The 23,088-nt window shown below is 66.2% G+C and carries 21 protein-coding genes; 10 read left to right on the top strand and 11 right to left on the bottom strand.

The annotated features are described in order from the left end of the window. Positions 1-2: 2 nt before the first annotated feature. From kdpA to UAA55_RS22915, 3 genes are read right to left on the bottom strand one after another with little or no spacing between them, the layout of a single operon-like run. Positions 3-1,730, bottom strand: a complete 1,728-nt coding sequence (gene kdpA / locus UAA55_RS22920) for a potassium-transporting ATPase subunit KdpA (RefSeq protein ID WP_322955637.1) — start codon at positions 1,728-1,730, stop codon at positions 3-5. Positions 1,731-1,776: 46 nt separating this feature from the next. Further along, positions 1,777-1,863, bottom strand: a complete 87-nt coding sequence (gene kdpF, locus UAA55_RS31385; protein ID WP_081486685.1) for a K(+)-transporting ATPase subunit F — start codon at positions 1,861-1,863, stop codon at positions 1,777-1,779. A gap of 7 nt (positions 1,864-1,870) precedes the next feature. Beyond that, a complete protein-coding gene (locus UAA55_RS22915) occupies positions 1,871-2,047 on the bottom strand; it encodes a hypothetical protein (RefSeq protein WP_322955636.1) in 177 nt (58 codons plus the stop codon). Between the two features lie 261 nt (positions 2,048-2,308). On the opposite strand from UAA55_RS22915, the gene UAA55_RS22910 reads away from it, so the two are divergent. Further along, the gene (locus UAA55_RS22910; RefSeq protein WP_322955635.1) at positions 2,309-2,827 is read left to right on the top strand and encodes an AidA/PixA family protein; all 519 of its coding nucleotides are present in this window, start codon (positions 2,309-2,311) and stop codon (positions 2,825-2,827) included. A 446-nt stretch (positions 2,828-3,273) separates the two neighbouring features. Beyond that, positions 3,274-4,923 (top strand): ankyrin repeat domain-containing protein, encoded by a 1,650-nt coding sequence (locus UAA55_RS22905; RefSeq protein ID WP_322955633.1) that lies wholly within the window; start codon positions 3,274-3,276, stop codon positions 4,921-4,923. A 60-nt stretch (positions 4,924-4,983) separates the two neighbouring features. Here UAA55_RS22905 and UAA55_RS22900 read toward each other — a convergent pair whose 3' ends face one another. Together UAA55_RS22900 and UAA55_RS22895 are read right to left on the bottom strand one after the other, a co-directional pair. After that, positions 4,984-5,427 carry a septal ring lytic transglycosylase RlpA family protein gene (locus UAA55_RS22900; RefSeq protein WP_322955632.1) on the bottom strand — a complete coding sequence of 148 codons (444 nt, stop codon included), beginning with the start codon at positions 5,425-5,427 and terminating at the stop codon, positions 4,984-4,986. Positions 5,428-5,463: 36 nt separating this feature from the next. Continuing rightward, positions 5,464-6,750 carry an outer membrane beta-barrel protein gene (locus UAA55_RS22895; RefSeq protein WP_322955630.1) on the bottom strand — a complete coding sequence of 429 codons (1,287 nt, stop codon included), beginning with the start codon at positions 6,748-6,750 and terminating at the stop codon, positions 5,464-5,466. Between UAA55_RS22895 and UAA55_RS22890 the strand changes: the two genes are divergently transcribed. From UAA55_RS22890 to UAA55_RS22870, 5 genes are all read left to right on the top strand, one after another. After that, complete coding sequence (locus UAA55_RS22890) at positions 6,742-6,999, top strand: hypothetical protein (RefSeq protein WP_322955628.1); 258 nt, start codon at positions 6,742-6,744, stop codon at positions 6,997-6,999. The two genes, UAA55_RS22895 and UAA55_RS22890, sit on opposite strands and share 9 nt — an antisense overlap. 404 nt (positions 7,000-7,403) lie before the next feature. Beyond that, complete coding sequence (locus UAA55_RS22885; RefSeq protein WP_322955627.1) at positions 7,404-11,039, top strand: RHS repeat domain-containing protein; 3,636 nt, start codon at positions 7,404-7,406, stop codon at positions 11,037-11,039. A gap of 433 nt (positions 11,040-11,472) precedes the next feature. Continuing rightward, entirely contained in the window at positions 11,473-11,955 is a 483-nt protein-coding gene (locus UAA55_RS22880) for a hypothetical protein (RefSeq protein WP_322955625.1), read from the top strand. Between the two features lie 349 nt (positions 11,956-12,304). Beyond that, positions 12,305-12,877 (top strand): hypothetical protein, encoded by a 573-nt coding sequence (locus UAA55_RS22875; protein ID WP_322955623.1) that lies wholly within the window; start codon positions 12,305-12,307, stop codon positions 12,875-12,877. A gap of 148 nt (positions 12,878-13,025) precedes the next feature. Beyond that, positions 13,026-14,687, top strand: coding sequence for a long-chain-fatty-acid--CoA ligase (locus UAA55_RS22870; protein ID WP_322955621.1), 1,662 nt, complete (start codon positions 13,026-13,028; stop codon positions 14,685-14,687). 26 nt (positions 14,688-14,713) lie between these two features. On the opposite strand, the gene UAA55_RS22865 is transcribed toward UAA55_RS22870, so the two are convergent. Both UAA55_RS22865 and UAA55_RS22860 read right to left on the bottom strand, forming a co-directional pair. After that, positions 14,714-15,205: a GNAT family N-acetyltransferase gene (locus UAA55_RS22865; protein WP_322955619.1), complete on the bottom strand. Its 492-nt coding sequence runs from the start codon at positions 15,203-15,205 to the stop codon at positions 14,714-14,716. Beyond that, positions 15,202-15,483 carry a type II toxin-antitoxin system TacA family antitoxin gene (locus UAA55_RS22860; protein ID WP_322955618.1) on the bottom strand — a complete coding sequence of 94 codons (282 nt, stop codon included), beginning with the start codon at positions 15,481-15,483 and terminating at the stop codon, positions 15,202-15,204. The genes UAA55_RS22865 and UAA55_RS22860 overlap by 4 nt, the downstream gene beginning before the upstream one ends. A gap of 161 nt (positions 15,484-15,644) precedes the next feature. Between UAA55_RS22860 and UAA55_RS22855 the strand changes: the two genes are divergently transcribed. Then, the gene (locus UAA55_RS22855) at positions 15,645-16,112 is read left to right on the top strand and encodes an acyl-CoA thioesterase (protein WP_322955616.1); all 468 of its coding nucleotides are present in this window, start codon (positions 15,645-15,647) and stop codon (positions 16,110-16,112) included. Here UAA55_RS22855 and UAA55_RS22850 read toward each other — a convergent pair. The 3 genes from UAA55_RS22850 to UAA55_RS22840 all read right to left on the bottom strand — a co-directional run bounded on the left by UAA55_RS22850 (position 16,109) and on the right by UAA55_RS22840 (position 19,760). Further along, entirely contained in the window at positions 16,109-17,686 is a 1,578-nt protein-coding gene (locus UAA55_RS22850) for a PepSY-associated TM helix domain-containing protein (RefSeq protein ID WP_322955615.1), read from the bottom strand. The two genes, UAA55_RS22855 and UAA55_RS22850, sit on opposite strands and share 4 nt — an antisense overlap. 17 nt (positions 17,687-17,703) lie before the next feature. Continuing rightward, positions 17,704-18,276 carry a hypothetical protein gene (locus tag UAA55_RS22845; RefSeq protein WP_322955614.1) on the bottom strand — a complete coding sequence of 191 codons (573 nt, stop codon included), beginning with the start codon at positions 18,274-18,276 and terminating at the stop codon, positions 17,704-17,706. Positions 18,277-18,389: 113 nt separating this feature from the next. Continuing rightward, positions 18,390-19,760 (bottom strand): CoA transferase, encoded by a 1,371-nt coding sequence (locus UAA55_RS22840; RefSeq protein ID WP_322955613.1) that lies wholly within the window; start codon positions 19,758-19,760, stop codon positions 18,390-18,392. Positions 19,761-19,872: 112 nt separating this feature from the next. Between UAA55_RS22840 and UAA55_RS22835 the strand changes: the two genes are divergently transcribed. Together UAA55_RS22835 and UAA55_RS22830 are read left to right on the top strand one after the other, a co-directional pair. Next, positions 19,873-21,072 carry a citrate synthase family protein gene (locus UAA55_RS22835; RefSeq protein ID WP_322955612.1) on the top strand — a complete coding sequence of 400 codons (1,200 nt, stop codon included), beginning with the start codon at positions 19,873-19,875 and terminating at the stop codon, positions 21,070-21,072. Positions 21,073-21,157: 85 nt separating this feature from the next. Then, the gene (locus UAA55_RS22830) at positions 21,158-21,757 is read left to right on the top strand and encodes a hypothetical protein (RefSeq protein WP_322955611.1); all 600 of its coding nucleotides are present in this window, start codon (positions 21,158-21,160) and stop codon (positions 21,755-21,757) included. A gap of 13 nt (positions 21,758-21,770) precedes the next feature. Here UAA55_RS22830 and UAA55_RS22825 read toward each other — a convergent pair whose 3' ends face one another. Next, the gene (locus tag UAA55_RS22825) at positions 21,771-22,910 is read right to left on the bottom strand and encodes an FAD-dependent oxidoreductase (protein ID WP_322955610.1); all 1,140 of its coding nucleotides are present in this window, start codon (positions 22,908-22,910) and stop codon (positions 21,771-21,773) included. Positions 22,911-23,088 lie beyond the last annotated feature (178 nt).

The raw sequence follows: 23,088 nt of genomic DNA, 5'->3' as shown, positions 1-23,088 counted from the left end.
GGTCAGTAGGTGGTGCCGGCCATCATCTGCAGGTGCTCGACCACCGGCCCCAGCGCCACGGCGGGGAAGTAGGTCAGGCCGCCCACGATCAGGATCACGCCCACCAGCAGGCTGACGAACAGCGGGCCGGTGGTGGGGAAGGTGCCGGCGGAGGCGGGCACGGACTTCTTCGCGGCCAGGGCGCCGGCGATGGCCAGGGCCGGGATGATGATGAAGAAGCGGCCCACGAACATGGTCACGCCCAGGGTCACGTTGTACCAGAGCGTGTTGGCCGACAGGCCGCCGAAGGCGCTGCCGTTGTTCGCCGCACCGGAGGAGTAGGCGTAGAAGATTTCCGAGAAGCCGTGCGGGCCGTTGTTGGCGACGCCGGCGACACCCACCGGAATGGCGGAGGAAATGGCGCTGAACACCAGGATGACCAGCGGCATGGCCAGGATGGCCAGCACCGTCATCTTCACCTCCTTCGCCTCCAGCTTCTTGCCGATATACTCGGGCGTGCGGCCCACCATCAGGCCGGCCACGAACATGGCGATGATCGCCATCAGCAGGATGCCGTAGAGGCCGGCGCCCACGCCGCCGACGATGACCTCGCCCAGCAGCATGTTGACCAGGGGCACCATGCCGCCCAGGGGCATGAAGCTGTCGTGCCAGCCGTTGATGGCGCCGCAGGAGGCATCGGTGGTGATGGTGGCGAACAGGGCGGTGTTGGCGATGCCGAAGCGCACCTCCTTGCCCTCCATGTTGCCGCCCGGCGACAGGGCGCTGACCGCCTGATCCACCGGCAGGCCGGCGAACAGCGGGTTGGCCTGGGATTCGGCCCAGTAGCAGACGCCGACGCCGACGATGAACATGGCGCCCATGGCCGCCAGGATAGCCCAACCCTGGCGCTCGTTGCCCACCATGCGGCCGAAGACGTTGGTCAGGCCGGCGCCGATGGCGAAGATGCTCAGCATCTGCGCCAGGTTGACCAGGGCGTTGGGGTTCTCGAACGGGTGGGCGGAGTTGGCGTTGAAGAAGCCGCCGCCGTTGGTGCCCAGCATCTTGATGGCCAGCTGCGAGGCGACGGGGCCCTGCGCGATGATCTGCTTGGCGCCTTCCAGCGTGGTCGCCTCGGTATAGGCGGCCAGGTTCTGCGGCACGCCCTGCCAGACGTAGAACAGGGTCAGCACCACGCAGGCGGGCAGCAGCACGTAGAGGGTGGCGCGGGTCAGGTCGACCCAGAAGTTGCCGATGGTGCGGGCGCCGCGGCGGCTGAAGCCGCGCACCAGCGCCAGCGCCAGCACGATGCCCGTGGCGGCGGACATGAAGTTCTGCACCGTCAGGCCCGCCATCTGCACCAGATAGCCCATGGTGGTCTCGCCGCCGTAAGCCTGCCAGTTGGTGTTGGTGACGAAGCTGATGGCGGTGTTGAAGGACAGGTCCGGCGCCACCGCCGCCTGACCCTGTGGATTGAAGGGCAACAGGGCCTGCAAGCGCATCAGCGCGTACAGCGCCAGGGCGCCCACCAGGTTGAACAGCATCATGGCGACGGCATAGGTCAGCCAATGCTGCTCCGTCGTCTCATCGACGCCGCAGACGCGGTAGAGGACGCGCTCGACGGGGCCGAAGACGCGGCCGATGAACGTGCGCTCACCGGAAAAGACACGGGTCATGAAGCCGCCGAGGGGGCGCGTCAGGACCAGGATGATCGCGGCGAACACCGCGATCTGAAGAATGCCGTTGAAGGTCACGGGAAAAATCTCCGCATGCGCGACGGGCGCTTAGAAGCGCCCGTCTTCAGAACCGTTCTGGCCGGATCAGGACATAGACGAGGTAAAGGGTCAGGCCGACCGAGACGGCGGCGCCCAGGATCAGGTCGAACATGGGCGCCTCACAGCCTCTCGCAGGCGTAGGCGTAGGCCACGCCCAGGCCGAAAAGCCCCACCAGGAGGGCGACAAGGATGACGTCGAGCATGCGGTTGTTCCTCACGAACGAAGCCCGGAAGCCTTTCGTGAAGGGCGCTTCCGGGCGGAATGGGTCGACGCTGAGGAAACCGCCGATGGCCATCAAAATTCGATGGCAAAGCCGGGGGGCGGAAATAAAAGGATTTTAATGGAACAGCGTAGGCCGGACGGTTCGTCAGAACCGAAGTAGGCTGCATCCGACATGTCCGGCATGTCCGACACCCGGTTCCATAGGCATGGTCTCGATGTTAAGTATTTGAATTTTATAACAATAACCGCTGGCACGCTTTCTGCTTGTACTGATGCGTTGATAAACAACCCCTTGTTTTCAACGTTCATAAAATTAGCTACAAGGAGAACGCAGATGAGCACGATTGATATCGATGTCGTTATCGACACCCAAGCAGTGAAGGCACTTACCCTGAATTCTGGAAATAGCAGTATCAACCCTCTCCCGATCACGCATAATTATGCGTACATGATTACCCAGCCTAATTACGCCATTTCTGGTCAGGCGAGTGGCGATCTATCCATCAGAGCGCAGGAGGATGATATCGTTCGCTGGTGGACGATCTCTCTTTATGCTGATACGCGCGTATATGCCGTGATTTATAATATCACAAAGATAAATAATAATGACCCGACCATCCTGGCGGACTTCGTCTATTCCACACATGTTCAGACGGTTCCGGTGCCGAATCCCGGTGACCCGGTTCACTATACGATGAAAAATGAAGATGTTTCCTACGTGCAGGCGGACGTTGAGGCAACTGGGACCGAGTTTTACGGTGTCAGTTTCTACCTGGTGCAGATTAACCCAGATGGAAGCAATTCCGTGATTGGTTACTATAACTGGGACCCAAAAATTACGGTCAATATTTAAAACTAAATTTTGGGACCGGAAGCCATACTCCGGTCCCAATTTTTATTTCATAAAGAGTATAAGTGCATTCCCAAATTTGCCAGCGGCAGGACGCAGGTGACGCGGCGCGCCCATAAGCCTTAATGACAACGCTCCGTTTTGACACCTGAATTGATTCCGACGCGGCTGAAGGGCCAGGCCATCACGTTGATCGGCGGCCACGATGTCGAACTGGACATCTCCCCCCTGCGGCCAAGACCGGTGTGAGGATAAAGACGGCAACGGAGCGCAGGCGGCGCGATTGACCAACCCGCCGCGCCACCCTATCGTGCACTGGCGCGGTCGCCAAGCCGCCTCCGGACCCGCGGGAAGGGCTGAGCCCACTGGCCATATCCTGCGCGGTCACACCTGACCTTTGTGCAGCCGGATTTGCGGGTCGTCGGCGCCTCATGCACGGAGGTTCGCTTATGACCCGATCCCTTCCCGACCATCCCCATATCGACCAGTTGAAACGCCAGGCCAAGGAACTGCTGGTGGCCTATCGGCGCGGTGACGCCGACGCCCTCGCCCGCTTCCGGGCCAGCCTGCCGGCGGCCCGAGGCAAGGACGACGCGGCCCTGGCGGCGCTGACCCTGCGCCTGCACGACGCCCAATCCTGCCTGGCGCGCGAATATGGCTTCCCCTCCTGGGCCGAGCTGGACGCCTTCGTGACCAGCCGGCGGGCCACCTCCGCCGACAGGGCGGAGGCGCGGCTGGAATGGCTGCGCCTGGTGTATCCCGGCGACATCAGCGGCAGCATGCGCCGTCCGCGGCCAGCCGCCGCTTTGCGCCTGCTGGCGGAGAACCCGGATGTGGCGACGGGCGACCCCATCCTGGCCTGCGCCATCGGCGACGTGGACCGCGTGCGCCAAGCCATCGCCCAGGACCCCGCGTGGGTCAACCGCGCCGGCGGCCCGCTGCGGCTGCCGCCCCTGGTGGCGGTCGCCCACTCCAGCCTGGCGCGGGTGCCGGAGGTGGCCGGGCGCCTGCACGCCTGCGCCCAGGCCCTGCTGGCGGCGGGCGCTGATCCCAACCAGGCGGTGGGCAACCGCTGGCCGCCCGCCAGCGTGGCCCAGCCGTCGGAAACGGAGCGGCTGTCGGCCCTTTACGGCGCCGCCGGGCAGAACCATGACCCGGTCCTCACCGCCCTGCTGCTGGATGCCGGGGCCGACCCCAATGACGGGGAGTCTCTGTATCATGCCCTGGAAAGCACGGCCTGCGTGGAACGGCTGCTAAGGGCCGGTGCCGTTGTTCCGGGCACCAACGTCCTGTACCGGGCGTTGGACCTGGACAATCTGCCGGTGCTCCGGCTGCTGCTGGCCCATGGCGGCGACGCCAATGAACCGGCGCGCAATCGCCCCATCTCCGACTGGGGCTCGCCGCTGCTGTGGGCCATCTACCGGCGCCGCTCCGCCGCGCACATCGCGGCCCTGCTGGCGGCGGGCGCCGACCCGGCCGCCCGCCTGCCGGACGGTACCAGCGCCTACACGGTCGCCCTGCGCTTCGGCATGGCGGATGTGGCGGAGGTGCTGCGCCAGGCGGGCGGAGGTGCTGCGCTGTCGCTGGAGGACCAGTTCGTCGCCGCCTGTGCCGCCGGGGATGAGGCGGCGGCGCGCGCCCTCCAGGCCCAGCGGCCCGACCTGCCCGCCAGCCTGTCGGACCGGCAGCGGTGCCTGCTGCCGGAGTTGGCAGCGCAGGGGGGCTGCGACAACGCCATCGCCGTCATGGTCCGATTGGGCTGGCCCCTGACCGTGCCGGCCGGGGACTGGAACGCCACCGCCCTGAACCACGCCGTGTTCCGGGGCGACGCCGCCCTCACCTGCTTCCTGCTGGACCACGGCGCCCGCTGGACGGAAAAACACGGCTACGGTGACGACGTCAGCGGCACCCTGTCCTGGGCATCCCTGAACCTGCCGGAGGAGGACGGCGACTGGGTGGGCTGCGCCCAAGCCCTGCTGGACCACGGCATGCCGGTGGCGAAGGCGCCCGCCGACGGCAAGGGCGGCGTCCTGATCGACGGCCGGCGCAAATGGTTTTCGGATGAGGTGACGGAAACCCTGCTGGGTTCCATCGCCTGAAATGGGAAGGGCCGGCGGTCGCCGCGCCGGCCCTTTTTCAGGTTGGGCCCCCCTGGGGCGTCAGGGCGATCCCGCCTCCGCCACCAGTTGCGGCACCGCATCGCACGCGCGGTTGGCGGGGCAGACGGCGCCGATGGGGTGGATGCTGACCATCCCGGTGCCGGTGCGGTCCAGGCCCAGGGCCCGCGCGGCCGCCGCCGACAGGTCCAGCACCCGGCCCTTCACGAAGGGGCCCCGGTCATTCACCCGCACCTGCACCACCTGGCCGTGGGCCGACACCTCGATCACCGTGCCCAGGGGCAGGGTGCGGTGGGCGGCGGTCAGTCCCTCGGGGTCGTAGGATTCGCCGCTGGCGGTGCGGTGGCCCGCATGCTCCCGCCCATACCAGCTGGCCTTGCCGACCTGGGTGTGGTCATCGCCTGTCGCGGTGTTCCCCAGGGCCAAGGCCGGCGCAAGCGCCAGCACGGCGCCCAAGGCCAGGCAACCCCATAGCTGCGTCCTCATGGGACTCTCGCCGTCGTTGTTGAAATGGGTCGGGGCTTAGCCGCCGAAGGGAATCAGCACGTCCAGGCCGAAGGTGGTCTGTCCCTGGTCGCCGTCGAACGGCCGGGCATCGCCCAGCGAGCGGTCGTAGCGCACCTCCGGCCGCAGGGCGAGGCCGTCGGGAAGGGCGTCCCAACCTAGCGCCGCCGCCGGCTTCCACGTCACACCCGCGGTCAGCGCCATATAGGTCGCCCCCTGCCCCGCCGACAGCACCGGCGCGCGCGTCGGCTGCCCGGCCTCCGTCAAGACATAGTCCTGGTTGCCCTGGAAGGCCGCGACGTAGAAGCCCCGCACGTCACGGAACACCTCGGTCCGCAGCGTCAGCGACACGGCGTCGTCGTATTTCCAGGTGGCGTACTGGGCGGCGCCGAAGGCCTCCGCCTTCACCAAGTCGTCGCGAATATAGTTCAGTTCGGTGATCAGGGTCAGGGCGTCGCTGGCCTTCACCGTCAGCACCGCGTCGTTGATCCAGCGCGCCTCGTCATTGGCCCGGGCCAAGCCCAGAGGGGCCTTGGTGCTGGCGTTCTCCGGCCCGACGTGGGTCAGCGCCACCAGGGTGACGGTGCCGTCGGCATTGGCGTAGCCGAAGCCGAAGATGCCGGACCAGGCGTCGTTGTTGTCGCCGTCGCGCCCCAGGCTGGTGTTCACGCCACTGTCGACGCCGCCGTACAGGTCGATGCCGCCCGACAGGTGCAGGGTGGCCAGCGCGCCGGTGTGCTTGAACGGCAGGCCGAAGTTGAAGATGTAGCTGTGGCTGTACAGCGGATTGCTGGACGCCACGATGGTCTCGGCGCCCAGGGGCGAAGCGTACTGCCCCACCTTCAGGTCCAGGCCGCCGCCCGCCACCTCAGGCACATGGAAGGTCACGTTGGCCTCCACGATGTCCAGTTGCGTGCGCTCGCCGATGGTGCGGTCCAGCTCACCCAGGAAATGGGTATAGCGGGCGTCGGTGCCATACATGCCCTGCAGCTTGAAGCCCCAGCCGAACTCATCCCCCGAACCGGCGTCCTTGGCGATGGTGCCCACCGCCTGGTTCAGCACCAGCTGGTCGGTGCGGTCGGTGAACAGGTGGCCGTAGTTGGGGCCGCGGTCGGCGCCATGGTCCGCCGCGGTGATGCCGGCCTCCACCAGGCCGCTGAAGGTGATGCCGGCGGGCGCGGCGGCGGCATCCTCATCGGCGCGGGCGGCGGCGGCACCCAACATCAGGGCGCAGGCGGCCGTGGCCGAGGCGATGTGCCGGGCGATGCGGCGGCGGGGAATGGTGGATTGGATGGAATGCGACATGGCAAGGCGTCTCTTGATCTTCTGTGCTCAGGCTCGGCGGGGCCGCCGGCGCTGGGCTCAAAAGACGGCATGGCCGCCTTAAAGTTCGATGTGAAAGCCGGGGACCGAAAATCAAAAAGCCTTTATTCCGGAGGGGCGGATTGCGCACCCGCATCGCAACTCGAAAAAGCGCATCAGCGCAACCATGGGAATAAGCCGAAGAAAATGGAGGTACCTGAACTTGCACTACCGCAAGGAATGCCATTATAGTTTTCCAGGCGACGGTAGCGGTAACATTGCCGCACGGTCAAAACCCGGCCTTCAAAGGGCGGCCCGCCACGGTGGCGGGGATGGGAGGGATATTGATGGGTATGGAAGCACGGGCCATGCGGCCCGCCGGTGGCCTTGCGTTCACGACGGCTGAAACGACCGGCCGCGAAATCACGCATCCCCTGTTTCCAGCGCCTTCCCCACGCCGTCGACGCGGAGCCCTTCTCGCCACGGCCGCGGCCTTATGGGGCGGCCTGCATTGGGGGACCGCCCAGGCCCAGCTCGACACCGGCACCGAGCCGCCGGCCGTCCGCTTCACGGATGCCAATGGCGTTGACCTTAAGTCCGGTGAATACACCGAATCCTCGCCCCCCTTCGGTATCGGCGACAAGAACAACCCGTCCTTGTCCTATGCACAGATAAGCATCAACTACAACGCGGACAACGGTACGCCGTTGCAGGGTTATATCCAGCACGATTATTGCCAAGGACAGGGCGAAGACTGCACGGACGAATTCTACGTCGCCCGCATCGGCAACAACATGGTGACGTTCCCGCTCAGTTCCGGCGCCACGACCACAGCCTTCACCGGGGAGACGCTGGTCACCAATATTGCCAACGAATACGTCATCTACGACAAGAACGGCACGAAGTGGGAATTCACGCGCCAAGATCCCGTCAATGGCAGTGGCCAGATGCAGGTGGGCATGCTGTCCAGGATCACCTATCGCGATGACCGCACCCTCACCTATTATTACAGCAACAACAACCTCAACACGTTCATCTTTTCCAGCGATGGGTATGAGCTGGTGTCGTGCAACAGCCAGGCGGTGGTGACCCTGCTCAACCTGGCGCAGGACTACCGCGACCCCAACGGAACATGCGACGTGACGTCGAGCTGGCCGACATTCCGGTTCAGCAATGGCGTGCACACCGATCCGCTGAGCCGCAGCACCTCCATTTCCACCAACCAGGTATCCTCTACCCAGACTGACTACACGATCGGCCGGCCCGGCGGCCTGCAGCAGAAGATCACCAAGTCCATTGTCACGCTTTACTCATATCCCACGTCGGGCACCTACGTTCAGCGCAACCTCGTCACCCATTTCGACGACGGATATTTTTGGACCAACTACAGCTACACCGGCGATGGCCTGGCCGTCGTCACCCACAGCAGCGCTGGTTCATCCGATGGCAGCACCGTGCAATATGACAACACCAGCGGTTACACCCTTATCGATCAGTTGAACCGCCGGACGACCTACACGTTCGCCAGCCAATACATGACGCATTGGTCCAGCACGCTGGTGGACACCTTCCTGACCGGCAAGCAGCTGCCCGAACAGCTGCAACAGCAATGGACCCCCGACCCAGCCGGCACCGGCAACATCCTTTCCGCCAGTGTGGTGGCCAAGCCATCCAGTGGCCTGCCGACGTTGGCGGTCAGCGCGAATTTCCCGTCTTGCGATGCCAGCACCGACTACCGGCACTGCCACCTGCCATCTTCCACGATAGATGCCAGGAAGGCCCAGACCGACTACACCTACCATCCCGTGACCGGCATGATCAGCACCAAGCGGCTGCCGCCAGACGCCAATGGGGTGCGCGCCAAGATCCGCTATACCTATGAGCAGCGATCCGCCATCTACAAGACATCGGCCAACGGCACGCCCACGACCGGCCCGGCCATCTGGAAGCTGGTCAAGATCTCGACCTGCCGCACCATGGCGGACGACGATTGTCTCAACCCGGGCAATGCGGGCGATGAACTCCAGACCCTGATCGACTACAACGACAACCTGCTGCCGGTGTCCGAGACCGTGCGATCCGGTGATGGCGCGCTGATTTCCACCAAGACCCGGGCCTACGACTCCGTTGGCAACGTCACATGGGAGGATGGTCCCGTGCCGGGCACGGCGGACAGGGTGTATTATTTCTGGGACGCGGATCGGGAACTGGTGGGGCAGATCGGCCCCCATCCCGACGCCCCCAACGGCCCCACGGGATACGCCGCGGTTCGCACGACCTATAACGCGGACGGCCTGCCCACCGACGTTGAACGGGGCAGCGCGTCCAGTCAGACCAAGGATGCGCTGGCATCCATGTCGGTGGTGGATCACCAGAACGTCAAGTATGACACTTTGGGCCGCAAGACCTCCGAAACCTGGTCGGCCGGGAACACCCCCTATCGCCATCTGCAGTACAGCTACGACAGCAGCAAGCGGCTGCACTGCATGGCTGAACGGATGGACCCCAGCTCGTCCGCCCTGAACGACAACAGTACCGATGCCTGCACCCAGCGCTCCGGCAACGCCGCCAGTGGCGCCCCGCCGGATCGCATCACCAGCTACACTTACGATGCCGCCGGGCAGGTCACGCAGATCCGTAAGGGGGTGGGCAGCGCTCAGGAGCAAGTGTCCGCCAACTACAAATACAGCGCCGACGGCAAGCAGACCGATATCCTGGACGCCAACGGCAACCATACGCAGCTGACCTACGACGGTTATGACCGCGAGATCAAATGGGCCTTCCCCAGCCCGGCCAGGCCCGCGAACTACAACGCGAGCACGGTGGACAGCGCCTTCCAGACGGCGGGCCAGGTATCGTCCACGGATGTCGAGCAATACCAATATGACGAGAACGGCAACCGCACCAAGCTGACCAAGCGGAGCGGCACCTCCTTCACCTACGCGTATGACCAGCTGAACCGGGTGACGCAGGCCCTCTATCCCAGCGGCACGCCCTCCGTCTACACGACATACGATAACCAAGGCCGGGTGACCCGGGTCACCGACGGACAGCGGCCCAATGACCCCAACGGCAACAAGATCATCATCGACTACGATGGCCTGGGTCGTAAGACCGCCGAGACGCAGAACGACCGCAAGCTATCCTTCGCCTACGACATCGACGGGAACCACCAGACCGCCAACCGGCGGACATCGCTGACCTGGCCGGACGGCGTCTCCGTCTCGTACACCTACCAGGTGACGGGCGAGGTCTGGAAGATCCAGGACAATGCCGGCGCGACACTCGCCACCTACACCTACGACATTCTGGGCCGCCGCCTATCCCTCAGCCCCGGCAACGGCACCAAGACCAGCTACAGCTACAACAGCGACGGCTCACTGGCGACGCTGGAACACGACGTGGCCAACGCCGAGGCGAACGTGAAGTGGGCCTTCACGTACAGCCCGGCCAGGCAGATAACCGGCACCACGCTGTCCAACACCGCCTACAGCATGATCCCCGTGTCGGGGGCGACCAATTACGACGTCAACGGCCTGAACCAGGCGACCAGCGCCGGCGGCGGCGCCATCGGCTACGACACCAACGGCAACCTGGTCAGCGGCGGCGGCTGGACATACGGCTATGACGCGCTGAACCGGCTGACCTCGGCCAGCGGTCTCGGCACCAGCAGCGGCTACATTTATGATCCCCAAGGCCGACGCATCGCCAAGACGGCCAATGGCAGCAAGACCCTCTATCTCTATGACGGTGGCAACCTGGTGGCCGAATATAGCGGCAGCAGCGGCAGCCTGGTCCGCCGCTATGTCTTCGGCCCCGGCGTGGACGAGCCGCTGGTCGAATACACCGACACCGGCGCCAAGAAATGGTTCTACCGCGACTGGCAGGGCAGCGTCATCGCCCTGGCCGACGGCGGCGGCACCGTCAACGGCGGCGACGTCTACAATTACGGCCCCTACGGCGAGATCGGCCTGACCAGCACCACCAGCCTGTTCCGCTACACCGGGCAAGTCTATGATCCGGAAACCGGCCTCTACCACTACAAGGCCCGCGCCTACTCCCCCACCCTCGGGCGCTTCCTGCAAACCGACCCCATCGGCTACAAGGACGACCTGAACCTGTATGCTTATGTAGGGGGGATCCGGTCAACAGGACGGATCCGACGGGAGAGGCGACCGTGTATCACATGCCCAACGGTGATTTATACATCGTCCAAACCTTTAACAATAGAACCTCCCAACCTGGAATCCCTGGGACCAAGCAGTTTACAGATGATCAGATCTCTGCTTTAGGAGGGCAAATGAGTGGCAGGTTGTCCAATGGTCACTCTCTGACCGTGGAGCTTCAGCCTGGAACAGATGAGGATGCTATCGTCCTTGTAACCGATCCTCATCTTGATGACACTAGTCTGGACGGTACCAGGAGGTCTCACAATATCACAATTGGTGGACGAAGGGTCTCCTTAGCGCCCAATGCCGTTGGCGGTCGAACCATTGGCCATGAGATAGCGCATGGCTTAGGAGCAGGAGACCAATATGTCGGCGGGGTTGACGCTGAAGGTCATACACTTCCCGAAAGCGTTCCGGGGACAGAAAATTCTCTTATGCGGGATTTGAAAGGCCCAGCCAACCAACGAAGCCTCGATGAAATTGGAAATGCCAGTTCATCTGATCCGCAAAATAGACAAATATACTGCTCTGGTAATGGAGGCGAAGGAGGTTGCAAATGATACCACCCGTCACAATTCATGACATAGAAATGCATATTCAATTTCAGCAATCCATCTCTTCGAAATATAATTATATAAATACAACCGCCCCCCGCATTGAGTGCGATATTAGATTACCACTATGGTGTATAGCGAATTTTGGAGGAAGAATAGAAATGGAAGAAAATGAAGATGGCAGAAAATGGAAGCTTACTGATGAAACTTACTTTACCGAGGGGCCGCTTTTAATTTTTGAGGACAAATCCTGTACGGAAAAACCAAATCCGAGAAAAACTGGAGAAAGAGACGAGACTGATACCAAAGGACACAAATATAGATATATATCATATTCCATGGGAAATAATGGTAGATGCCATTTAGGATTCAAGTTTCCTATAATTGGAGACAAGGAAAACCCGTCCTATAGACAAACAATATACTATGGCATGATGGCGTGCATCGACGACAACTGCAAATATCAGCTCTATATTTATAAATGATAAAATTTGCGCATCGGGATGCTAATGCTGAAATTAAGACTAAATACCATCTGGGCCACCGACGGGCTGCAATTTAAAGTGAAGTATTTTTCCTAACACTCTCAATTGCCATAACCATATGCGTCCCTACCTCGGAAAAGAAGTCGAGGATGATTCCCGATAGTGCGCTGGTATCTAAATTATGCAGATGTTTCCCTTGAGCAATTATGGGCCTCTGAGTTCTTCGTGCGCACCTGCGGCCCGCGCCCCGATCCGACTGCGCAACGGGCGGGGGGCTACGATTCGGCAACGGAAATTGCCTGCGGCGTTGTTCATTCTTCTTATTATATTTCCAAAAACGTGCCTTCCGATGGACGTCGACGACCACGAATATTTCTGCCCTAAATATAATTCAACAAAAATATATAGTGCCAATATTTCTCGTAATGATTATGGAATAATTTATCCAAAAGAGCCCATATTTAATTTCACGGGAAATTCTCTGTATGATATTATTGATTGTTCAAATAAAGACACACTTTGCCTACGTGAGGCGCTAAAGAAGGACCTGAAAATGGCAGGGGATGATTTCATCTACGCCATCCCGCGCCAAGCACATGTCGGGCAAGAGTATGTAATGGAGGGAACAAAATTCTCTGTGAAGTTTGCCGCAGAACTCCGTTCCAATATGCAGCTCTACGCCGTTACGGCTGAACACCAGGGCGAGAGCGGCGACATTCTCCGGTACAAATTCTATATAAGGCCGGGCGTCGGCATCACCGACCTGTTCTTTGAAAAGCTGTACGCGACCTGGCCGTGGGCGCCAGGCATGGAACAGAGGGTGTATACGGACGTCACCTGCCGCCTGGTCTCAAAAACCGGCCTGCTGCACACAGTCAAAATAAGACCTTGGTCCCCGCCTGCCGGCAATAAGATCGATTGACCAGGTGGGCGCACAGGCGACGCCCCGTTAACTAACGTCGCTACGCCACCGCTCACCCTTGGCAAAGCCCCATCCCATGTGAAAGCATAGCGCCCGCTAACCCCGCCTCGGCATGAAGGCGGGCGCATAATGGGAGGAGACCATCGCCATGACGATGCTGTGGGAAAAGTCCTATCCGCCGGGCATCGAGTGGAACAGCGAACCGCCTCTGCCCACGCTGGTGGAGGATTTGGACCACGCCGTCGCCACCTGGCCCACCAATCCCTTCCTGATCTGCATGGGCCAGACGGTGGATTTCGCCACCTTCGGCGCGCTATGCGCCCGCGTGGCCGCCAACCTGGCCAAGCTGGGCGTGGGCCCGGGCGTGCATGTCGGCCTGCACCTGCCCAACACGCCGCATTTCGTGCTGGCCTTCTATGCCGTGCTGAAGGCCGGCGGCGTGGTCGTGCCCCTGAGCCCGCTGGACGCGGAGCGGGAGCTGACGCACAAGCAGACCAAGGCCGACATCCGGCTGGTCATCAGCTTCGCCGGCTTGGCGGACAAGCTGCCCCTGGCCGAGGGCGTGCGTCTGGTCGTGGCCGGCCCCACCGACTTCGCCGGCCAGGGCGTGCCGGCGGAGGCCCTGCCCAGCGGCGCCTTGCCCTATACCGCCCTGCTGGCCCCGGCGGAACCGCCGGCCGCCGGCTGGCCCACACGCACGCTGGATGACCTGGCCACGCTGCAGTTCTCCGGCGGGACCACCGGCCTGCCCAAGCCCGCCATGCTGACCCACCAGAACCTGAGCGCCTCGGCCGGCGCCTATGACGTGTTCAGCCGCTTCATGGGCCTGACACCGGGCCAGGAACGCATGATGGTGGTGCTGCCGCTGTTCCACATCTATGCGCTGGACACGCTGATGGTGCGGGCCATGCGCAACGGCTATTGCATGATCCTGCACCCGCGCTGGGACACCGACGCCGTGCTGGACAGCATCCGCGACCACAGGCCCACCCTGTTCGCCGGCGTGCCCACCATGCACCGGGCCATCGCCTCCAGCCCCCGCGTCAAGGACATCGACTTCAGCAGCCTGAAGTTCGTGGGCAGCGGCGGCGCGCCCCTGCCCGTGGAACTGGCGCACGAGTTCGAGGCCGCCACCGGCAAGCCGGTGCTGGAAGGCTGGGGCATGAGCGAGACCAGCCCCGCCGGCACCATCACCCCGCCGCACCGGCGCAAGGTGGGCTCCGCCGGCATCCCCATGCCGGGCATCACCATCGAAATCCGCGACCTGGCCGATCCGCACAAGGCGCTGGGCCCGAACGAGAAGGGTGAGATCTGCATCAAGGGCCGCAACGTCACCCAGGGCTATTACAAGCAGCCGGAGGAGACGCGCGAGGCCTTTGTCGACGGCCTGTTCCGCACCGGCGACATCGGCTACCTGGACGATGACGGCTTCATGTTCATCGTCGACCGGCGCAAGGACATGATCCTGTCCGGCGGCTACAACGTCTATCCCCGCGTGGTGGAGGAGGCGATCTACGAGCACCCCGCCGTGGCGGAGGTGATCGTCATCGGCATCCCCGACAGCTATCGCGGCGAAAGCGCCAAGGCCTTCGTCACTCTGCGCCCAGGCGCCGCCCCCTTCAGCCTTGAGGATCTGCGCGCCTTCCTGGCCGACAAGCTGGGCCGGCATGAGCTGCCGGCGGCGCTGGAGTTCCGCGAGGTGCTGCCCAAGACCGCCGTGGGCAAGCTGTGGAAGCAGCCCCTGGTGGCGGAGGAGCGCGCCAAGGCCGCCCAGGGACCTGAAAGGGTTGCGGCGCCGGCGGCGGAGTGAAGATAGCGGCGTTGGAGTTGCCCCGTCTATTTCAGCGCCGCCTTAACCGTGGCCAGCATGAGACACAAGGTCATCGGTTGAATGGGGGATTCCAGGAAGCCGCGCGAGCGGTAAAACCGCTTCGCGTCTTCTGACAGGGCATGGACCAATAAGGCCGTAATTCCGGCAATGTCCGCCGCCTGCAAGGTCCGCTGGATGGCATCGCGCAACAATGCCGTCCCCAGCCCGTGCTGATGATAATTGCGATGTATGGCCAGACGCCCCAGAACCAGCACCGGGATGGGGTCTGGCCTATTGCGCCGCATGGCTGGCGGAGCTTCGGCATGGCCAATGCCGCCGGCCGCCAAGCAATAGTAGCCAATGACGTCTTCGCCTTCGCAGATGACGTAAGTCCGAGAGGAACCATTGGCCTGGTTCTTCAACGCCCTGCGCTTCAGCCAGTCATCCAATGACGCAACGCCGCTGTCGAAGCCATCCAACCGGTGGTGCACGGCAAGGGGCGCAGGCCGCGTGATCAAGGATCGCCATCCCAAGGTGCCTTGGCCTGCAAGGTCCGCCGCAGCCGATCCGTTGGCGCGGGTGGGTTGTCCAGCAAGGCCTGAAACGCCGCGAAGCTGTCCGGTGCCAAGGTGAAATACGTCTGGTCCAACAGAACCTCTTCCGCCTGGCGGCAGGCCGCCTCCAGCATGAAGTCGGAACGGCTGCGGCCCAGCCGCCCCGCCGCCTGATCAATCAAATCCCGCTGCGCCGCCCGGGCCCGGATGTTGATCGTTATGGCTTCTGATACGCGTGCCATGGCACCCTCACCGTATGTGCATTGAGCATACAATGTTGTGTATACATTAGCAACACAACCGTCGGCGATGTTCAAGCGTGGATGGCAAAATCGATAGCCGCGCCGCCGGTCCAGCAGGTACTCCTAGCGGGCGTCCGTCCCTTATATCCGAAGGACTCCTGATGAGCACCCCGGCCAAGAACATTCCGGAAAGCCGCGCCGACTATCGCCACTTCCAGCCCATCACCACCCGCTGGGCCGACAATGACGCCTATGGACACGTCAACAACGTGGTCTACTACAGCTATTTCGACACGGCGGTGAACCAGCACATGATCGAGAAGGGCGTGCTGGCGCCGGATCGGGGTACCGCCATCGCCCTGGTGGTGGAGACGCAGTGCCGCTATTTCGCGCCCATCACCTTCCCCGACCGGGTGACGGTGGGCGTGCGGGTGGCGCACATGGGGCGCAGCAGCGTGCGCTATGAACTGGCGCTGTTCCGCAATGACGAGGATGCGCCGGCCGCCGCCGGGCACTACGTCCATGTCTATGTCGACAACGCCACCCGCCGCCCCACCCCCATCCCCGACGACGTGGCGGCCGTGCTGCGCACCATGGTGGTGGCGCCGGCAGCAGCAGAAAAGGCTTAAGGCGCGGGATTGGCCTGGGCGGCCAGTGTCCGGGCGCGGCGGCCGACCAGGCCGGTGCTGAAGGCGAAGCCCAGGCCGGCCAGGGCCAAGACCAGGTCGATCACCAGGGCCGCCGCTGGCAGGCCCGTGCCATGGCGGGTGGCGTGGGCACCGGCCAGCAGCACCAGGGCGGCCCCCAGGAACAGGCGCAAAGTCCGCGACGCCCGCTCACCCGTAGGTGCCGCCAAGCTCAACAGTGGCAGGACCGCCACCAAGCCCCAGAAGCTCCGAAGATAGACCGCCTCCCGCGCCAAGTCCGGCACCAGGGTGAAGGCGGCGGAGACGGTCGCCGCCAGGGGCACGCCCCAGGTGATGCCGGCCCAGGCCCGCTCCAGCCGGGGCAGTGGCCGGCCCCGGTCGCGACGCCGGGCCAGGAAGATGGAAAAGCCCGTGGCGGTGACGATGCTGAGCGCCAGGCCCAGCACGCCATAGACCAGGCGCACCGGCAGGCCGCCATAGGTGGCGCAATGCAAGGCCAGCGAGGCGCCGTAGACGCGCATGCCCACGGGCCCCTCCAGGAATCCCGCCGGGGCCAGCAGCGTGCCTTCACCATTGAAATAGTTGCGGTCGCCCTGGGTCAAACCGTCGTGACGGGTCATGTCCAGCAGGATGCGCTGGCCCTTGGTGCCCGGCCGCTCCACGTAATAAAAGCGGGAGACGCGCGCCGCCCCCGGTGTGGGGTCGGCCACCTGGCCCTGCAGCAGGGCGATGGGCGGCAGAGGCTGGGGGACGGCGTCGGCCGCGACCTGCGGCCCGCTCAAGGGGGCATAGGCACGGGCGAGATCCCCCTGGTAGCCCACCTGGGCCACGGCCAGGATCATCAGGCCGGCCAGCGCGAACAGCACCCCGGTGACGGTGATGGCGATATGGAAGGGCAGGCCCCAGACGCTGAGCCGGTTGTGCAGATCAGCCAGGCCCAGGCGCCGCGCGCCGGTCAGCCGCAGGGCGAAGGCGTCGCGGAAGATGCGCGGGTGGGCCAGGATGCCGGAGAAGAGCAGCGACAGCAGCGCGATGCCGACCGTGCCCACGGCCAGGCCCGCCCACACCCCCGGCAGGCTCAGTTCCATGTGGACCTCGCCGATAAAGTCGGTCCAGGCGTCGGACGGCGTATCGGCCAGCACGCCGTCGGCGCCGGCCCGCCAGGTGACCGCGCCGGCCGGCGTGTAGGCGCGCACCGCCAGATGGGGCCAGTCCGGCCGGGGCAGCAGGGCATAGAGGCCGGTCACCTTCTCCACCCCACCCGCTTGATCGGCCGCACGCGCCAGGCCGGCGGCCAGGGCTTGGTCCACCACCTCCGGCGCCAGGGTGGCGGTCTCAGGGGTGCCGGCCCATTCCCAGCGGCTGAGGTCATCGGCGAAGACGGCGATGGCGCCGCTGAGACAGACGATGTAGATCAGCGCGCCCAGCCCCAACCCCAGGGCGGAATGCCCGGCCAGGGCGGACTGGACGAAGCCGCCGCGGGCGCGGGGCCCGCCATCGGCGGCGGGATCGGCCTTGCGGCGGGCCAGGACGCGGGCGGCGATGCGCTTCAGCATGTCTCGACCCCCTTCCCTCAGACCCGGGCCAGCCAGGTGGCCGCCACGGCGGCGCCGGCCGCCAGCGGCAGCAGCACGCCCACCCGGGCCAGGCGCGCGTCCACCAGGGCCCAGGTCATGGCGATCCCCCAGCCGATGGGGCCGACGAAGCCGGCGGCCACCAAGCGGTCGGCTTCGATCCCCCCGGCGCGCACCGCCACCAGGGCGGCCACCGACAGGCCGATGGCGGCGGCCAGCGGACCCGCCAGCAGGGTGCGCGCGGCGCCGCGCAGGAAGGTCACCCAGGCCCGTCCGCCAGGCTCCGCCGGGGCGGCCACGGGGGCCTTGGGCGCGCGGTGCGGCCGGCGGCGCCGATCCCGGCCCAGGATCACCACGCCGTAGCCCACCAAGGAAAAGGCCAGGAAACCGATGACGATGGCCTTGTCGGCGTCGGCCACGGCCAGCCAGCCGGCGAAGCCCGCGACGATCAGGGCCCAGCCCCGCAGGGCGCGCCAGCGCGACGCGGTGGCCGAGGCCCACACCCGCCGCAGCAGGACGATGCCCAGCACCGTCAGGGCCAAGCCCCCCAATAAGCCCATCGTCGCCGTCATGCCGCTGCCCAAATTTCCGTGCGTATTCCGGGCGTCGGCCATCATCCCCCAGCCGGTGCCCACAAGCGTCCGGCACTATAAATAAGAGTAATTCGCAATTGCAATGCTGAACATCAGTCCCAGGTGGCGGGGCTGGCGCCCAGCGGCCCCGCCGGCCGGTCCCAGGCCAACGGCGCGCCGGTCACCACCACCGGCGGCAACAGGCGGTGGGCGGGGCCCCAGGCGGTGTGTTCCAGGACCGGGTTGAAGTCGGCATCGGTCTCGGGGGCCAGAGGGCCGGCGTCCTCAGGCCCGGCCCCACCGTCCAGCAGCAGGCGGGCGGTGCTGGCCAAGGCGGTGCGGCCCACCGTGCCCTGGCCGGTGCGCGCCCGGTGCGCCAGGCCGCGTAGCGCCATGGCCGCCAGGATGTAGCCGGTGGCATGGTCCAGCGCCTGCACCGGCAGGGGCGTGGGCTTGTCGCGGCCCAGCAGGCGCATGCCCGCCTCGGCGAGGCCGGCGCTCATCTGCACCAGGCTGTCGAAGCCGCGCCGCCCGGCCCAGGGCCCGTCCCAGCCATAGGCATCCAGGCAGACGTCCACCAGGCCGGGATTGAGCGCGCGGCGGCCGTCCGCATCCAGGCCCAGGCGGGCCAGGGCGTCCGGGCGGTAGCCGTGGACCAGCACATCGGCCTGGGCCAGCAGGCGCTTCAGGGTCGCCACATCGTCGGCCCGCCGCAGGTTTAGGCGGGCGCAGCGCTTGCCCAGGGTCATGTCCGGCTCCAGGTTGGGCTCCGCCCAGCCGGGCGGGTCGATGCGCAGCACCTGGGCGCCGCAGCCGGCCAGGAAGCGGGTGGCTGTGGGCCCGGCCAGGATACGGGTCAGGTCCAGCACGCGGATGCCGGCCAGGGGCCGGGCCGCATCGGGCCGCCAGTTCCGCGCGCCCTGCCCCGCCGTTTCCAGGGTCAACAAGGGTGAGGCCGCCACGGCCCGGCCCTGGGGGTGTTCGGCCCAGGCCTCGGCGCTGCGCATCTCCGCGGCGCAGCCGCCGGCCGCCACCACCGCCGCCTCAAGGTCGCTGGCCGTCCAGCCCGCCACGGCCCGGGCCACCGCCGCCCGCTCCGCCGGCACGCCCAGCACGGACAAGGCGGCGGCGCGGTGGTGTGGGGCGTTGGTGTGCAGGCGGATCCAGCCGTCGGCGGCGCGGTAGTCGCCCGCCACCGCGTCCCAGGCGGGCGGCAGGTCCCAGCCCAGGGGCCGCAGGGCATAGCCGAACCAGGCGGAGGACAGGCGGCGGTCGGCCACCACCCCGTCCGCGCCCGCCAGCTCGGCCAGGGCCAGGCCGGCGGCGGCCACCGAGGCCACGGCCAGGTCGCTGACAGCGAAGACGGACGGCAGGCTGCCGGCGCCGGTGAAGCGCACCCGGTCCAGCGCGTCGGGCGCGCCGCCCAGGGCCCGCCAGATGCCGGCCAGGAAGCGCCGGTCGGGGGTGGTGTCGGGGGTGGTCATGGTCGGGCCTCCTCAGGCTTCAGGGACAGCCCGACGATGAACCGGTGACATTAATCGTCAATGTTGATTAACTGAATCAACATTGATGAAAGTAATCAACCCGGAAGCCCCCATGGCCGACTTGCTGACCGCCGCCCAGGCCGCCACGCGGTTGGGCGTCTCCCGCCAGACGCTGTACGCCTATGTCAGCCGGGGGCTGCTGCGCGCCCAGCCGGACACCGCCACGGGCACCGGCCCCCGGGAGAGCCGCTACCTGGCGGCGGAGGTCGACCGCCTGGCCCTGACCCGCATCCGGGGCCGCCGACCCAAGGAGATCGCCAAGGCCACGCTGGACTGGGGCCTGCCTGTGCTGGAGTCGGCCATCACCCTGATCCAGGACGGCCACCTCTATTACCGGGGCCGGGACGCGGTGGACCTCGCCGCCCGCGCCAGCGTGGAGGAGGTGGCGGGCCTGCTGTGGCGGGTGGCGCCGGAGGAAGCGTTCAGCGGCCCCCTGCCCCAGCCCGCGCAGGCCTTCGCCGTGGCCCAGGCCGCCTTCCACGGCCGCCGGGCGGAGGAGGCGCTGCTGCCCCTGCTGGCGCTGGCCAGCGAGGACGCCGACACCGCCGCCTGGCAGCGGGCGCCCGGCCGCCTGGCGCAGGGGGCGGGGGCGCTGGTGCGGCTGCTGACGGCCTGCCTGCTGGGCACGGCCCCCAGCGCCGCCCCCCTGCACACGCAGTGCGCCAAGGCGTGGAAGCTGGACAAGGACGGCGCCGACCTGGTGCGCATGGCCCTGGTGCTGTGCGCCGACCATGAGTTGAACGCCTCCAGCTTCACCGCCCGCTGCGTCGCCTCCACCGATGCCAGCCTGCGGGCGGCGGTCATCGGCGGGCTGGCGGCCCTGGGCGGCCCGCGCCACGGCGGCCTGACCGCGCGGGTGGAGGCCCTGTGGGACGAGGTGGGCGCGGATGGCGAGACCGCCGCCCGCCTGCGCCAGCGCCTGGCGCGGGGGGAGGACATCCCGGGCCACGGCCACCCGCTGTACCCCGCCGGCGACCCGCGCGCCACGGCGCTGCTGGCCCGCATCCTGCCCCAGCGCCCCACCTGGGCCGTGGTGCAGGCGCAGACCCAGCGCCTGGTGGGCCAGCCGCCGGTGATCGACACCGCCCTGGTGGCGCTGCGCCGCCATCTGGGCCTGCCCATGGGCGCCGCCTTCGGCCTGTTCGCCCTGGGCCGCTCCCTGGGCTGGATCGCCCACGCGCTGGAGCAGCGCGCCGACGCCCACCTCATCCGCCCGCGCGCGCTCTACACCGGGCCGCGCCCGGGCGCCTGAGCCAAAGCGATACGCCCTGCGCCGGGGCTGCGGCGGCGGCCGGCACACGGTATACGGGTATGCCCTATCGGAGGATCGCCCCGCCATGACCGCGCCCCTGCTCACCGGAGAACTGGCCTGGTACGCCACCGGCCGCTTCTACAAGGCCGCCGACGGCACGCTGGCCGACTACGGCTATTTCCTGCACCTGCCCTTCCCCGGGGTCCCCCTGTTCGCGGGGCCGCCGGACGCCACGCCCAGCGAGACGGCGGCCCATTTCACCTTCGCCGCCCAGCCCTTCACGGCCGGTGGCGCCAGCAACGGTGCCCTGGCGCTGGGCCTGGACCCGGTGGGCGCCTTCTCGCTGTACTTGCAGCGCCAGCCGGCCGCCACCTTCGACGACCCGGCCACCTTCGCGACGGGGGAGTGCATCGCCACCTTCCGCCGCGTCAGCCTGGTGGTGGGCACCACGGTCACCGTGTCGGTCAACGGCGCGCCGGCCCCCGTGGTGGGCACCAACGTCTTCTCCGCCCGCCTGGTCGCCAGCACACCCTTCGACTTCAGCGGCGCCCGCCATGACCTTGCCAACTACATCGGCGCCGGCGTCACCCAGTTCGGCACCGCCGCCGCCACGCCGGTGACGCCGCCCCCGGCCGGCTACACCCTGGCCCTGCCCTTCACCGGCTCCGCCATCGCGCTGGGATGAGTGACGCCCCCCTTCACACCGGCTGAGCCGTCACCTCCAGCATCTTCTTCACCAGGCCGATGCGATCCACGTCGTGGCGGCGCGCCATCTCCCATTCCCCCACCATGATGGAGCTGTCGACGATGAAGCGGCAGCGCTCATACCGCCGCTCCATGTAGCGGGCCAGCAGGTCCGCCAGCGGCGCGTCCTGGGGCAGCAGTTCGGCCAGCACCACGGCGTCCTCGATGGCCATGCCGGCGCCCTGCCCCAGGTGCGGCGTGGTGGCGTGCACGGCGTCGCCCAGCAGGACCACCCGGCCCCGGTACCAGGGGGCCGGCATCATCAGCACCTCCATGGGCTTGTAGACCACCTGGGCGGGGTCGGTGATCTGGTCGCGCAAAGACCCGATCAGGCCGCCGAAGCCCTTCATCCGGTCGCGCATCAGGGTGTGCAATTGGTCGGCCGGCATGCGGGGGTTGCCCGGCTCCTCCGACGTCACGAACAGATACATCAGGTCGGCGGCCAGGGGGCAGAGGCCGGCGTTGCCGTCCGGCCCGGTGTAGGCCGCCAGGTGGTCGATCTCCGCCGGCCTCGGGAAGTTGTGGCGCCAGACCGACTGGCCGGTGAAGCGCGGCCGGTACTTCCCACCCTCCCCTGGCCCGAACAGCAGGCCGCGCACCTTGGAATAGAGCCCGTCCGCCCCCACCACCACGTCATAGCGGCCGGTGGCGCCGTCGCTGAAGGTCACGTCCACGCCGACGTCGTCCTGGTCCAGCCGCTCCACCGTCGTGCCCAGGCGGACGGCAGCGCCCTTCTCGACGACGGCGGAACTCAGCACCTTGTGCAGGGCCAGGCGGCTGATGCCCAGGTTGGCGGGGTATTGCGGCCCCGCCAGGCGCTGGCCCGGTATCTTGGCCAGCAGGCGGCCGTCGGGGGCATACATGCCCACGGCCTCGAACGGGAAGCCGGCGTCCAGGTAGCGGTCGACCAAGCCCAGGTCCGCCATGGCGCGCACGACGTTACATTGCTGGATGATGCCGACGCCGTAGACCGTCCATTCCTTCTGCAGTTCCACCAGGTCCACGTCCAGGCCCCGGTCGCACAGGGCCGAGGCCAGCGACAGGCCGCCGATGCCGCCGCCCACGATCAGCACCCGGCGCACACGCTCCACCATCCCATCCTCCCGTTCGATTTGTTAGGACGTTTGTTATGGCGGCCACGGTACGGCGGGCGCGGCCATCGGTTGAGGCGTATTTTCCGATGCGGGTCCATCGGCGCCGGCGATATCTGACATCGCCGCCGGCCGGTCCTTGCACCCGCCGAAAGGCTGGCCCATCTATCGGTTTTGTCGT

This window comes from Nitrospirillum guanabarense (genome assembly GCF_034653355.1).
Taxonomy (GTDB): Bacteria; Pseudomonadota; Alphaproteobacteria; order Azospirillales; family Azospirillaceae; genus Nitrospirillum.
This window is presented reverse-complemented; position numbering and strand designations above follow the sequence as displayed.

Excerpts from the sequence above, each read along its gene's own strand:
- UAA55_RS22855 (WP_322955616.1), top strand. The coding sequence starts at position 15,645 with ATGAGCACCCCGGCCAAGAACATTCCGGAAAGCCGCGCCGACTATCGC.
- kdpF (WP_081486685.1), bottom strand. The coding sequence starts at position 1,863 with ATGTTCGACCTGATCCTGGGCGCCGCCGTCTCGGTCGGCCTGACCCTT.
- UAA55_RS22870 (WP_322955621.1), top strand. The coding sequence starts at position 13,026 with ATGACGATGCTGTGGGAAAAGTCCTATCCGCCGGGCATCGAGTGGAAC.
- UAA55_RS22840 (WP_322955613.1), bottom strand. The coding sequence starts at position 19,760 with ATGACCACCCCCGACACCACCCCCGACCGGCGCTTCCTGGCCGGCATC.
- UAA55_RS22835 (WP_322955612.1), top strand. The coding sequence starts at position 19,873 with ATGGCCGACTTGCTGACCGCCGCCCAGGCCGCCACGCGGTTGGGCGTC.
- UAA55_RS22890 (WP_322955628.1), top strand. The coding sequence starts at position 6,742 with ATGCGACATGGCAAGGCGTCTCTTGATCTTCTGTGCTCAGGCTCGGCG.
- UAA55_RS22910 (WP_322955635.1), top strand. The coding sequence starts at position 2,309 with ATGAGCACGATTGATATCGATGTCGTTATCGACACCCAAGCAGTGAAG.
- UAA55_RS22825 (WP_322955610.1), bottom strand. The coding sequence starts at position 22,910 with ATGGTGGAGCGTGTGCGCCGGGTGCTGATCGTGGGCGGCGGCATCGGC.
- UAA55_RS22895 (WP_322955630.1), bottom strand. The coding sequence starts at position 6,750 with ATGTCGCATTCCATCCAATCCACCATTCCCCGCCGCCGCATCGCCCGG.
- UAA55_RS22880 (WP_322955625.1), top strand. The coding sequence starts at position 11,473 with ATGATACCACCCGTCACAATTCATGACATAGAAATGCATATTCAATTT.
- UAA55_RS22845 (WP_322955614.1), bottom strand. The coding sequence starts at position 18,276 with ATGACGGCGACGATGGGCTTATTGGGGGGCTTGGCCCTGACGGTGCTG.
- UAA55_RS22915 (WP_322955636.1), bottom strand. The coding sequence starts at position 2,047 with ATGGCCATCGGCGGTTTCCTCAGCGTCGACCCATTCCGCCCGGAAGCG.
- UAA55_RS22905 (WP_322955633.1), top strand. The coding sequence starts at position 3,274 with ATGACCCGATCCCTTCCCGACCATCCCCATATCGACCAGTTGAAACGC.
- UAA55_RS22830 (WP_322955611.1), top strand. The coding sequence starts at position 21,158 with ATGACCGCGCCCCTGCTCACCGGAGAACTGGCCTGGTACGCCACCGGC.
- UAA55_RS22875 (WP_322955623.1), top strand. The coding sequence starts at position 12,305 with ATGGACGTCGACGACCACGAATATTTCTGCCCTAAATATAATTCAACA.
- UAA55_RS22860 (WP_322955618.1), bottom strand. The coding sequence starts at position 15,483 with ATGGCACGCGTATCAGAAGCCATAACGATCAACATCCGGGCCCGGGCG.
- UAA55_RS22900 (WP_322955632.1), bottom strand. The coding sequence starts at position 5,427 with ATGAGGACGCAGCTATGGGGTTGCCTGGCCTTGGGCGCCGTGCTGGCG.
- UAA55_RS22850 (WP_322955615.1), bottom strand. The coding sequence starts at position 17,686 with ATGCTGAAGCGCATCGCCGCCCGCGTCCTGGCCCGCCGCAAGGCCGAT.